Source organism: Serratia sp. CY32780 (genome assembly GCF_052169135.1).
GTDB lineage: Bacteria > Pseudomonadota > Gammaproteobacteria > Enterobacterales > Enterobacteriaceae > Serratia > Serratia sarumanii.
The window spans coordinates 357,303-369,228 of record NZ_JBJNLI010000001.1; the positions used below are offsets into that span (position 1 = coordinate 357,303).

12 protein-coding genes are annotated in these 11,926 nt (G+C 63.9%); 8 read left to right on the forward strand and 4 right to left on the reverse strand.

Annotation, left to right across the window (positions count from 1 at the left end):
• Window positions 1–10 precede the first annotated feature (10 nt).
• The 4 genes from kdpC to ACJ8HH_RS01785 are packed head-to-tail and all read right to left on the reverse strand — an operon-like array spanning window position 11 to window position 4,472.
• Entirely contained in the window at window positions 11–580 is a 570-nt protein-coding gene (gene kdpC, locus ACJ8HH_RS01770; RefSeq protein WP_047571678.1) for a potassium-transporting ATPase subunit KdpC, read from the reverse strand.
• An 18-nt stretch (window positions 581–598) separates the two neighbouring features.
• Window positions 599–2,668, reverse strand: coding sequence for a potassium-transporting ATPase subunit KdpB (gene kdpB, locus ACJ8HH_RS01775; RefSeq protein ID WP_060451851.1), 2,070 nt, complete (start codon window positions 2,666–2,668; stop codon window positions 599–601).
• 26 nt (window positions 2,669–2,694) lie between these two features.
• Entirely contained in the window at window positions 2,695–4,383 is a 1,689-nt protein-coding gene (gene kdpA / locus ACJ8HH_RS01780; protein ID WP_039566930.1) for a potassium-transporting ATPase subunit KdpA, read from the reverse strand.
• Window positions 4,383–4,472 (reverse strand): K(+)-transporting ATPase subunit F, encoded by a 90-nt coding sequence (locus tag ACJ8HH_RS01785; protein ID WP_016928742.1) that lies wholly within the window; start codon window positions 4,470–4,472, stop codon window positions 4,383–4,385. Before ACJ8HH_RS01785 ends, kdpA begins: the two co-directional genes overlap by 1 nt.
• A gap of 440 nt (window positions 4,473–4,912) precedes the next feature.
• Between ACJ8HH_RS01785 and ACJ8HH_RS01790 the strand changes: the two genes are divergently transcribed.
• The 8 genes from ACJ8HH_RS01790 (at window position 4,913) to pxpA (ending at window position 11,902) form a co-directional block, all read left to right on the forward strand.
• Window positions 4,913–5,122: a YbfA family protein gene (locus tag ACJ8HH_RS01790; RefSeq protein ID WP_004939916.1), complete on the forward strand. Its 210-nt coding sequence runs from the start codon at window positions 4,913–4,915 to the stop codon at window positions 5,120–5,122.
• Window positions 5,123–5,262: 140 nt separating this feature from the next.
• A complete protein-coding gene (locus ACJ8HH_RS01795) occupies window positions 5,263–6,219 on the forward strand; it encodes a YbgA family protein (protein ID WP_033647169.1) in 957 nt (318 codons plus the stop codon).
• A gap of 15 nt (window positions 6,220–6,234) precedes the next feature.
• Entirely contained in the window at window positions 6,235–7,665 is a 1,431-nt protein-coding gene (gene phrB / locus ACJ8HH_RS01800) for a deoxyribodipyrimidine photo-lyase (RefSeq protein ID WP_060451850.1), read from the forward strand.
• A gap of 22 nt (window positions 7,666–7,687) precedes the next feature.
• On the forward strand, window positions 7,688–8,668 hold the full coding sequence (locus ACJ8HH_RS01805; RefSeq protein WP_033647165.1) for an MBL fold metallo-hydrolase: 981 nt from the start codon (window positions 7,688–7,690) through the stop codon (window positions 8,666–8,668).
• An 18-nt stretch (window positions 8,669–8,686) separates the two neighbouring features.
• The gene (locus ACJ8HH_RS01810) at window positions 8,687–9,430 is read left to right on the forward strand and encodes a type 2 GTP cyclohydrolase I (RefSeq protein WP_025301873.1); all 744 of its coding nucleotides are present in this window, start codon (window positions 8,687–8,689) and stop codon (window positions 9,428–9,430) included.
• A 159-nt stretch (window positions 9,431–9,589) separates the two neighbouring features.
• Window positions 9,590–10,246: a 5-oxoprolinase subunit PxpB gene (gene pxpB / locus ACJ8HH_RS01815; protein WP_110621179.1), complete on the forward strand. Its 657-nt coding sequence runs from the start codon at window positions 9,590–9,592 to the stop codon at window positions 10,244–10,246.
• Window positions 10,240–11,172, forward strand: coding sequence for a 5-oxoprolinase subunit PxpC (gene pxpC, locus ACJ8HH_RS01820; RefSeq protein WP_049221828.1), 933 nt, complete (start codon window positions 10,240–10,242; stop codon window positions 11,170–11,172). The genes pxpB and pxpC overlap by 7 nt, the downstream gene beginning before the upstream one ends.
• Complete coding sequence (gene pxpA / locus ACJ8HH_RS01825; RefSeq protein WP_033647161.1) at window positions 11,162–11,902, forward strand: 5-oxoprolinase subunit PxpA; 741 nt, start codon at window positions 11,162–11,164, stop codon at window positions 11,900–11,902. Before pxpC ends, pxpA begins: the two co-directional genes overlap by 11 nt.
• The last annotated feature ends 24 nt before the right edge of the window (window positions 11,903–11,926 follow it).

The following is an 11,926-nucleotide window of genomic DNA, read 5'->3' on the forward strand; positions in this document are numbered from 1 at the left end:
ATACGGCGCGTTACTTCAACGCATCCAGCGCCAGGTTCAGCTTCAGCACGTTGACCACCGATTCCCCCATGAAGTTGGGCGTGGCCCGATCGGTATTGTCGTCGATCAGTTTGGCGACCTGTTCCGGCGGCAGATGACGCGCCGCCGCGACCCGCGCCAGCTGATATTGCGCGGCGGCGATCGAGATCTGCGGATCCAACCCGCTGCCGGAGGCGGTCAGCAGATCGACCGGGATCGGGCCGCTCATTGCCGGGTTGGCCTGGCGCAGCTGCGCTGCGCGTTCGGCGATAGCCTTATCCAGCGCCGGGTTGGTGGCCGCCAGGTTGCTGCCGGCGGAGGCCTGTGGATTATAGGCCGAATCGCCGGTGGCCGACGGGCGGCCCCAGAAATAGTCGGCGCGCGTAAAGTTCTGGCCGATCAGCGCGGAGCCGACCGCCTTGTCGCCTTGGTACAGCAGCGAGCCGTTGGCCGCGGCCGGAAACAGCAGCTGCGCCAGCCCGGTGGTCAGCAGCGGATAGGCGATGCCGGTGATCAGCGTCAGCAAAATCAGCATCACCAGCGCAGGTCGTAAATAAGTCATGTTCATTTCCCTCAATGGTTAACCGGCGACGTGCAGCGCGACCAGGATCAGGTCGATCAATTTGATGCCGACGAACGGCACCAGCAGACCGCCGACCCCGTACAGCCACAGGTTGCGGCGCAGCAGGGCCGCGGCGCTCATCGGTTTATAGCTCACCCCTTTCAGCGCCAGCGGGATCAGGAACACGATCACCAGGGCGTTGAAGATCACCGCCGACATGATGGCGGAGGCGGGGGAGTGCAGGTGCATCACGTTCAGCGCGTTCAGCTGCGGGTAGGTGGCCGCGAACGCCGCCGGAATGATGGCGAAGTATTTGGCCACGTCGTTGGCGATGCTGAAGGTGGTCAGCGAGCCGCGCGTCATCAGCATCTGTTTGCCGATGTGCACCACTTCGATCAGCTTGGTCGGGTTGGAATCCAGATCGACCATGTTGCCCGCCTCTTTGGCGGCCTGGGTGCCGGAGTTCATCGCCACCGCCACATCGGCCTGCGCCAGCGCCGGGGCGTCGTTGGTGCCGTCGCCGGTCATCGCCACCAAACGGCCTTCTCCCTGATACTGGCGGATCAGCGCCAGCTTGGCTTCCGGCGTGGCTTCCGACAGGAAATCGTCCACCCCGGCTTCGGCGGCGATCGCCGCCGCGGTCAGCGGGTTATCGCCGGTGATCATCACCGTTTTGATGCCCATCTTGCGCAGCTCATTGAAGCGTTCCTTGATGCCGCCCTTGACGATATCCTTCAGCGCCACCACGCCCAGCACCCGGGCGCCTTCCGCCACCACCAGCGGCGTGCCGCCGGTGCGCGCCACGCTTTCCACCAGATCGTCCACCGCCCGCGGGAAGTGGCCCTGATTGGTTTCGACGTGGCGGCGAATGGCGTCCACCGCGCCTTTGCGGATCATGCGTTCCTGCACGTTGACGCCGCTCATGCGGGTCTGGGCGGAGAAGGGCACGAAGGTGGCGTTCAGCGCCTGCAGATCGCGTTCACGCAGGTTGAAGCGCTGTTTGGCCAGCACCACGATACTGCGGCCTTCCGGCGTTTCGTCCGCCAGCGAGGCCAGCTGCGCGGCGTCCGCCAGCTCTTGCTCTTTCACGCCCGGCGCCGGCAGGAACTCCGAAGCCTGGCGGTTGCCCAGCGTGATGGTGCCGGTTTTATCCAGCAGCAGCACGTCCACGTCGCCGGCGGCTTCCACCGCGCGGCCGCTGGTGGCGATCACGTTGGCGCCGAGCATGCGGCTCATCCCGGCCACGCCGATGGCGGACAGCAGGCCACCGATGGTGGTGGGGATCAGGCAGACCAGCAGCGCGACCAGCACGGTGATGGTGACCACGCTGCCGCTGCCGGCCGCTTCCACGCTGTATTGCGAGAACGGGAACAGGGTGGCGGTGGCCAGGACGAACACGATGGTCAGCGCCACCAGCAGGATGGTCAGCGCGATCTCGTTCGGCGTTTTGCGGCGTTTGGCGCCTTCCACCATGGCGATCATGCGATCGAGGAAGGTTTCCCCCGGGTTGACGCTGCACTGCACCACCAGCCAGTCGGACAGCACGCGGGTGCCGCCGGTGACCGAGGAGAAGTCGCCGCCGGATTCGCGGATCACCGGCGCGGATTCGCCGGTGATGGCGCTTTCATCCACCGAGGCGCCGCCTTCCAGCACTTCGCCGTCGCACGGGATGGTATCGCCGGCTTCCACCAGCACGATATCGCCTTTGCGCAGGCTCTCGGCGGCCACTTTCTCCGTGGCGCCGTCGCGGCGCGGGCCGGCCAGCTTTTTCGCCCAGCTGGTTTTCTTGGTGCCCTTCAGGCTTTCCGCCTGGGCCTTGCTGCGCCCTTCGGCCAGCGCCTCGGCGAAGTTGGCGAACAGCACGGTGAACCACAGCCACAGGGCGACGCTGCCGGTGAAGGCGGCGGCGCCGTCGGTTTGGCCGGTGAGGATCGCCAGCCAGATGGCGGTGGTCAGAATGCTGCCGATATACACCACGAACATCACCGGGTTGCGCCATTGAACGCGAGGGGCCAGTTTTTTCACCGCATCGATCAGCGCGGTGCGCACCAGAGCCGGTTCAAACAGCGCGCGTTGTTTGCGAGTCATCTCTTATTCTCTCTCTGTGACGTCGATTAGTTTGCCAACCAAAGCTGCAAATGCTCGGCCACCGGGCCCAGCGCCAGCGCCGGCACGAAGGTCAGCGCGCCCACCAGCAGCACGGTGCCGATCAGCAGGCCGATAAACAGCGGCCCATAGGTCGGCAGGGTGCCGTTGCCCGCCGGCTGGCGCTGCTTGGCGCTCAGCGAGCCGGCGATCGCCAGCACCGGCAGGATCACCCCGAAGCGGCCGACGAACATGGCGAAGGCCAGCAGCAGGTTGTAGAACGGCGTATTGACGCTCAACCCGGCGAAGGCGCTGCCGTTGTTGTTGGCGGCGGAGGACAGGGCATACAGCACTTCGCTGAAGCCGTGGGCGCCCGGGTTGAGGATGCCGGCGCGGCCCGCGTCGGTGCCGATGGCCAGCGCGCTGCCCAGCAACACCAGCGTCGGCGTGACCAGGATCGCCAGCGCGGTCATCTTCATGTCGTAAACGTCGATCTTCTTGCCCAGATATTCCGGGGTGCGGCCGATCATCAGACCGGCGATAAACACCGTCAGCAGCACGAACAGCAGCATGCCGTACAGGCCGGAGCCGACGCCGCCGAACACCACTTCGCCGATCTGCATCAGCCACATCGGCACCATGCCGCCCAGCGCGGTGAAGGAGTCGTGCATGGCGTTAACCGCCCCGCAGGACGCGGCGGTGGTGACTACCGAGAACAGGCTGGTGGCGAGAATGCCGAAGCGCGACTCTTTGCCTTCCATATTGATGTTGCTGTCGGCGCCCAGCGCGCTCAGGTGCGGGTTGCCTGCCAGCTCGGCGACCATCACCGCCACCACCGCCGCCACGAAGATCAGCGCCATCGCCCAGATCAGCGTATGGCCCTGGCGGTTTTCACCGGCCAACTGGCCGAAGGAGAAGCACAGCGCGCAGGGGATCAGGAAGATGGCCAGCATCTGCACGAAGTTGGTCAGCACGGTTGGGTTCTCGAACGGGTGCGCCGAGTTGGCGCCGAAGAAGCCGCCGCCGTTGGTGCCGAGCATCTTGATCGCTTCCTGCGAGGCCACCGGCCCCATCGGCAGCGTCTGCTGCGCGCCTTCGAGCGTGGTGACGTGCAGGTAAGGCAGGAAGTTTTGCAGCGTGCCCTGGCTGACGAAAAACAGGGCGATCAGCAGCGCGATCGGCAGCAGCACATACAGCGTGATGCGAAACAGATCGGCCCAGGCGTTGCCGACGGTATTGCCGGCGCGGCGGGTAAAGGCGCGGATCAGCGCAAAGGCCACGGCGATGCCGGTAGAGGCGGAGACGAAGTTCTGCACCGCCAGCCCGGCCATCTGGCTGAAATAGCTGAGGGCGCTTTCGCCGCTGTAGGCCTGCCAGTTGGTGTTGGTGACGAAGCTGACGGCGGTGTTGAGCGCCAGATCCCAGGAGAGGCCCGGGAAGCCTTGCGGGTTGAGCGGCAGCGAGCCCTGCGTCATCAGCAGGGCGAACAGCAGCGCCAGGCCGAGCAGGTTGAACGCCAGGATCGCCAGCGCGTACTGCCACCAGTTCATCTCGGTGGCGCGGATGCCGCAGGCGCGCCAGACGCCGGCTTCTACCCCGCGCAGCGCAGGCAGCGGTTCACCTTCGATCAGGCGCGCCATAAAGCCGCCCAGCGGCCGGGCCAGCAGCAGAAGCACCAGCAGGAAGCTGGCGATCAGTAAAAAGGCTGAAGCCGCCATCAGAAATCCTCCGCGTTAAACAGGGCGTAGACCAGATAGGCCAACAGCAGCAGAACCAACAGCGCACCACCAATAACGCTGAAACTCACGGGACACCTCCAGAGGTGTTGTTTTTGATAGAGGCAGTGTAGGGAGAGGGGTAGAAAGAAGATGAAAAAATCGCGCGGGCGGGTGTAAAAAAAGTATAAAAATGGCTGAAATTTCAGCGAAAATTTAGCATTTCAATCATCAGGCCGGTGGCGAAAGGGGGCTTGATGGGGGAATGAGAACGGGCGTAAGCGGGAAATAATGAACCAGATAATAACCACAATGTAACCCATGTTTAGTTAAAAATTAACCTGGGTGTAACAAAATTACGAATCGCGGCGGAGATTAGCGATTTTTTGTGCGATTTAGTGGTCGGATGAGTAGTAAACTTTCATCAAGTGCGCTAAAATTTTGTCCAGTTACCAAATTACCGATTGTTCATTTGATACGCCGACGCCGTTTTCCCTGACAAATCAACGGCAGGCGTTTTTAGGAGGTTCGCATGTCTACGACCTATCACGCTTATTCACTGCATCGGATTCTCCTGCGCCGCAGCGCAGTGGTTATCGCGGGCATTTTGGCCCTGCCGGTGATGCTGTTCCGCAGCGATCGCGGGCGTTTTTACAGCTACCTGCACCGCGTCTGGTCAAAAACCAGCGATAAGCCGGTCTGGCTGCAGCAGGCGGAACTGGCGTCCTGCGATTTCTACTGAGCCACTGCCGATTCACGAAAACCCTCGCCCTGCGGCGAGGGTTTTTTTATGCCTATAGCCGGCCCTATCAAGCGCAAGGTCGTATTCGGCAAGCCATTCTTCTACACTTTCCTCATCGGTCAACAACACGGGAGAGCGGTATGAGCGACAAGATCCCTATCGGCATCAGCGCCTGTTTACTGGGCGACGCGGTGCGTTTCGACGGCGGCCACAAACGGCTGGCCTTTGCGGTGGAACAGTTGGCGCCCTATGTGCGCTTTGAGCCCGTTTGCCCGGAAATGGCGATCGGCCTGCCTACGCCACGCCCGGCGCTGCGCTTGGTGAAGCAGGCGCAGCCGTGGCCGGCGATGCGCTACAGCAACGACGCCGGCGTGGATCTGACCGAGGAAATGCGCGGCTTCTCCGCGCAGCGCGTGGCGGCCTTGCAGCATCTGTGCGGCTATATCGTCTGCGCCAAGTCGCCGAGCTGCGGCCTGGAGCGGGTGCGGGTCTACAGCGAAAACGGCAAGGACTCGCGTAAAAACGGCGTCGGGCTGTTTACCGCCGAACTGCTGCGCCAGATGCCGTGGCTACCGGTGGAAGAAGACGGACGTTTGCAGGATGCGGCACTGCGGGAAAACTTTATCGAGCGGGTGTACGCGCTGTACGAGTTGAACATGCTGTGGCGCCAGGGGCTGACCCGCGGCGGGCTGATCGCGTTTCACAGCCGCTACAAGCTGTCGCTGCTGGCGCATTCGCAGCCGGCGTATCGCGAGCTGGGGCGCTTCGTCGCCGATATTCACCGCTGGGACTCTCTGGAGGCCTTCGCCGTTGAATACCGCAGCCGCCTGATGGCGCTATTGGCGCACAAGGCAACGCGCCGCAACCACACCAATGTGTTGATGCACGTGCAGGGCTATTTCCGCCGTCAGCTCAGTACGGCGCAGCGCCAGGAGCTGGCGCACCTGATCGACCGCTACCGGCAGGGCATGCAGCCGCTGCTGGCGCCGATCGCGCTGCTCAAGCATTACATGGCGGAATACCCCGATCGCTATCTGGCGGAACAACGCTATTTCGAACCTTATCCGGAGGCGCTGCGTTTGCGTTACGGCCATTGATTGACAAGGAGTTTTATGACCACGCATCTGGTCTGGTTGCGTAACGATCTGCGTATCACCGACAACAAAGCCCTGCACGCCGCCTGCAGCGATCCCGAAGCCCGGGTGCTGGCGGTGTTTATCGCCACACCGCAGCAGTGGCGGCAACATGAGATGGCGCCGCGGCAGGCGGCGCTGATCCACGCCAGCCTGCAGGCGGTGCAGCAGGCGCTGGCGCACAAGGGCATTGCGCTGCATTGCCATTCCTGTGCGGACTTTGCCGCGTCGATCGACTGGCTGGCGGACTATTGCGAGCGAGAGCAGGTGGATGCGCTGTTTTACAATCGCCAGTACGAACTGAACGAACGGCGGCGCGATGCGCGGCTGGAGCAGCGGTTGAGCGGCCGGGTGAGGTGCCACGGTTTCGATGACAGCCTGCTGTTGCCGCCGGGCAGCGTGCTCACCGGCGGCGGCGAGATGTACAAGGTTTATACGCCGTTTCGCAACGCCTTTCTTCAGCGCCTGACCGAGTCCGACGTGAGTTGCCTGCCGGCGCCGAAGACTCGCGCCGGTGGCGCGTTGCCTGCGCCTGAGGCGCCGGCGGCGTTCGATTACCCCACGGCGGAGACTGGGGATGGCTATCCCGCCGGCGAAGAGGCCGCGTTGCAGCGGCTGCGCGCCTTTTGCCGCGAGCAGGTACAGGATTACCTCCGGCAGCGCGATCTGCCCGCCCTCGCCGGCACCAGTAGCCTGTCGCCCTATCTGGCGATCGGAGTACTGTCGCCGCGCCAGTGCTTCAATCGCCTGCGCGCCGAATGCCCGCAGCTGCTGGAAGATCGCGAAAGCGGTGCCTTCGCCTGGCTCAACGAGCTGATTTGGCGTGAGTTCTATCGCCATCTGCTGGTGGCCTATCCCGATCTGTGCCGCCATCGGCCGTTTATTGCCTGGACGGACAAGGTGCGCTGGTGCGATGACGCGGCGAAGCTGCACGCCTGGCAGCGGGGCGAGACTGGCTATCCGATCGTCGATGCCGCCATGCGCCAGCTGAACGCCACCGGCTGGATGCACAACCGGCTGCGCATGATCAGCGCCAGTTTTCTGGTGAAGGATCTGTTGATCGACTGGCGTGCCGGGGAGCGCTATTTCATGTCGCAACTGCTGGATGGGGATCTGGCGGCCAACAACGGCGGCTGGCAGTGGGCGGCATCCACCGGCACCGACGCCGCGCCGTATTTCCGCATCTTCAACCCGACGACTCAGGGTGAACGTTTTGATCCACAAGGCACTTTTATCCGTAAATGGTTGCCGGAACTGGCGGATGTGCCCGACAATGACATCCATCATCCCCATCGCTGGTCGGAAAAGCAGCGATGCACGCTGAACTACCCGCTGCCGATCGTCGATCATAAGCAAGCCCGGCTGGAGACGCTGGCGGCGTTCGAGGCGGCAAAACGGGGAGAGTCTTGAGGCAACTGCAAGGAGCGACGCAATGATGAAAAAGGTGCTGGCCCTGTGCCTGAGCGGCTATTCGGCGCTGGCGATCGCCGGCTTTGACGTGGTGGCGCTCGGCGTCGACGGCGGCGTCAGCGACGGCAATCTGACCTCCTACCTGATCCGCAGCGACAATCAGCCGCGGTATGTGGCGCTGGACGCCGGTTCGCTGCTGCCGGGCATCGCCAAAGGGCTGGAGAAGGGCAGCTTCCCGCAGGTGACGCCCGAGCTGGCCGCGCCTTACACGCCGCAGGGCTATGTGTTCCGGCAGTTGATCGGCAGCTACTTTATCAGCCACGGCCACCTGGACCACGTGGCGGGGCTGATCCTCGGCTCACCCGAGGACAATAAAAAAACCGTTTACGCCCAGGCGGACACCGTACTGACCCTGCGTAATCACTACTTCAACTGGAAGGCGTGGCCGAACTTTACCGACGCCGGCAACGGCTCGCGGCTGGGCACCTATCGGCTGCAAACGGTGCGGCCGCAGCAGCGGTTTACCCTCGGCCTGACCGGATTGACCGGCGTGATGTACCCGCTCAGCCACGATCGCTATCCGTCGTCGATGCTGCTGATTTCCAACGGCAGCGAGTTCTTCGCCTACTTCGGCGATACCGGGCCGGATAAGGTGGAGCAGTCGCGCGATCTCGATACCGTCTGGCGCGCGCTGGGGCCGCTTGTCGAGCAGAAGAAGCTCAAGGGCATGATTATCGAAACCTCTTACCCTAACGGGGTGGAGGATAAACATCTGTACGGCCATTTGACGCCGGCCTGGCTGCTGAAGGAGCTGAAGAACCTGACGCAGTACAGCGGCGGCAAAGGCTCGCTGAACGGTTTGCCGGTGGTGATCAGCCACATCAAGCCCAGCCTGAAGCAGGGCGAAGATGCGCGCGCCGCCATTGCGCAACAGCTGGCACAGGGCAACGATCTGGGGGTGAAATTCATCCTGATGGCGCAGGGCGACCGGCAGACATTTTGACTATGAAGAGAGAAGAGAATGCGTAACCTCGATCTGGAACAACTGATCAACACGGAACTGAACGCCGCGGCGTTTCAGGACTACGCCCCCAACGGATTGCAGGTAGAAGGCCGCCCGCACGTGCAGCGCATCGTGACCGGCGTCACCGCCTGTCAGGCGCTGCTGGACGCCGCGGTGGCGCATCAGGCCGACGCGATTATCGTGCACCACGGCTATTTCTGGAAAAACGAGGCGCCGGCGGTGCGCGGCATGAAGCGCAACCGCCTGAAAACGCTGCTGACCCACGATATCAACCTGTACGGCTACCACCTGCCGCTGGACGCGCATCCGGTGCTGGGCAACAACGCGCAGCTGGCGCAGGCGCTGGGTATTCGGGTGATTGGCGACGTCGAGCCGCTGGTGCCGCACGGCGAATTTGAACAGCCGCTGACCGGCGAAGCGCTGCAGCAGCGTATCGAAAGCCGGCTGGGGCGCGCGGTGCTGCACTGCGGCGATAACGCGCCTGAGCACATTCGCCGGGTGGCCTGGTGCACCGGCGGCGGCCAGGGCTTTATCGACAGCGCGGCGCGCTTTGGCGTCGATGCGTTCATCAGCGGTGAAGTGTCTGAGCAGACCATTCACAGCGCGCGCGAAATGGGCGTGCATTTCTTCGCCGCCGGCCACCACGCCACCGAGCGCGGCGGCGTGAAGGCGCTGGGCGACTGGCTGGCGCAGCACCACGGCTTTGATGTGACCTTTATCGATATCCCGAATCCCGCCTGATTTTTTTCTTCCCCGGATCCAGCCCGGCCTGTGCGCCGGCTGAATCCTTTTACCGCGCTATTTCCTTATTTTCCTTATGGTTGCGTTCTATTGACAGCCGGGGCCGCGTCACGCATAACTGGTGTGTTTTTCATCGCGATAATAATAAGGAGAATAAGGGTGCAACAAGCACGTTATTACCTGTTGGGTGAAAGAGCGGTAGTGCTTGAACTGTCGCCGCCGGTGACCTTACCGAGCCAGCAGCGCATCTGGGCGCTGGCGGAAAAGCTGAATCACCACCCCGACGTGCGGGAAGTGGTGCCGGGGATGAACAACCTGACGCTGTTGCTGCATACGCCGCAGGCCGACGCCGAAGCGATGCTCGCGCTGCTGCAGCAAGGCTGGGAAAGCAAAGAGAGCCTGACGCCGGAATCGCGCCAGGTGGATATTCCGGTGGTCTACGGCGGGGAGCAAGGCCCCGATCTGGATGAAGTGGCGCGCCATACCGGCATGACGCCGCGGCAGGTGGTGGAATGCCACGCGGCGGCGGCCTACGTGGTCTATTTCCTCGGCTTTCAGCCGGGCTTCTCCTATTTGGGCGGCATGCCGGAACTTCTGGCGACGCCGCGCCGCGCGGAACCGCGTCTGGCGGTGGCGGCCGGCTCCGTCGGCATCGGCGGCGGCCAGACCGGTATCTATCCGCTGGTGACGCCCGGCGGCTGGCAGCTGATCGGCCGCACGCCGCTGGCGCTGTTCAATCCGCATGAAATGCCGCCGACGCTGCTGCGCCCGGGCGATAACGTGCGCTTCGTGCCGCAGAAGGAGGGCGTATGCTGATTATTCTGCGTGCCGGCATCTATACCACGGTGCAGGATTTGGGCCGCGAGGGATTCCGCCGCCTGGGCATCAGCACCGGCGGGGCGCTGGATCAACCGGCGCTGAAGATCGCCAACCTGCTGGTGGGCAATGCGCCGGAGGCCGCCGGGCTGGAGATCACCCTCGGCCAGTTCAGCGCCGAGTTTACCCGCCCTGGCTGGATCGCCTTGACCGGTGCCGGCTGCGACGCGCAGCTGGACGGCAAGCCGCTGTGGACCGGCTGGCGCTACCCGGTGAAAAAGGGGCAGCGGCTGGCGCTGGGCACGCCGAAACGCGGCATGCGCAGCTACCTGGCGATCTCGGGCGGCATCGCCGTGCCGGAAATGCTGGGCTCGTGCAGCACCGACATGAAAGCCGCCTTTGGCGGCCACGAAGGCCGTAATCTGAAGGACGGCGATCGGCTGCCGCTGGGCAAATCCACCGTGCTGCCGCAACACCGTTGCGGCGTGAAGCAGCTGCTGTTCACCAACCGCATTCGCGCGCTGCCGGGGCCGGAGTACGCTGAGTTCAGCGAAGAGGCGCAGGACACGTTCTGGCGCACCGCCTGGCAGCTCAGCCCGCAGAGCAACCGCATGGGCTACCGCCTGCACGGCGGCACGCCGCTGGAGCGCACCACCGATCGAGAGATGCTGTCGCACGGCCTGCTGTCCGGCGTGGTGCAGGTGCCGCACAACGGCCAGCCGATCGTGCTGATGGCCGATGCGCAAACCACCGGCGGTTACCCGCGTATCGCCTGTGTGATAGAGGCCGATCTCTACCACTTGGCGCAGATCCGTCTCGGCGAACCGATCCACTTCGTTCTCTGCTCACTGGCCGAGGCGCAGCGCGCCAAAGCCGAGCAGGATCTCTTCCTTCGACAGATTGCCTGGGGGTTACATGATCGTTGATTTGAACGCCGATCTCGGCGAAGGCTGCGCCAACGACCAGGCGCTGTTGCAACTGGTGAGCTCGGCCAACATCGCCTGCGGCTTTCACGCCGGCGATGCGCAGACCATGCGTCAGTCGGTGCGCTGGGCATTGCAGTACGGCGTGGCGATCGGCGCCCACCCGAGTTTTCCCGATCGGGAGAACTTCGGCCGCACCCGCATGCAGCTGCCGCCGGAAACGGTGTACGCGCAGGTGGTGTATCAGCTCGGGGCGCTGGCGGCCATCGCCCGCGCCGAGGGCGGGGTGATGGTGCACGTTAAGCCGCACGGCATGCTGTACAACCAGGCGGCGGTTGAGCCGGCGCTGGCGGAAGCGATCGCCCGGGCGGTGCAGGCGGTCGATCCGGCGCTGCGGCTGGTGGGGCTGGCCGGCAGCGAGCTGATTCGCGCCGGGGAACAACTCGGTCTGACCACCCGGCAAGAGGTGTTCGCCGATCGCGGCTATCAGGCCGACGGCACGCTGGTGCCGCGCGGTTTGCCGGGGGCGCTGATTGAGGATGACGAACAGGCGCTGGCGCAAACGCTGGAGATGGTGCGCCATCACCGGGTGCGCAGCGTGGATGGCGTCTGGACTGCCGTTCAGGCGGAAACCGTCTGCCTGCACGGGGACGGCGAGCATGCGCTGGCGTATGCGCGCAAGCTGCGGGACAGTTTTGTTCAGCAGGGCATCCGCGTCAGCGCGGAGCAGTAAAGCAATAAAGCAAGACACAACATC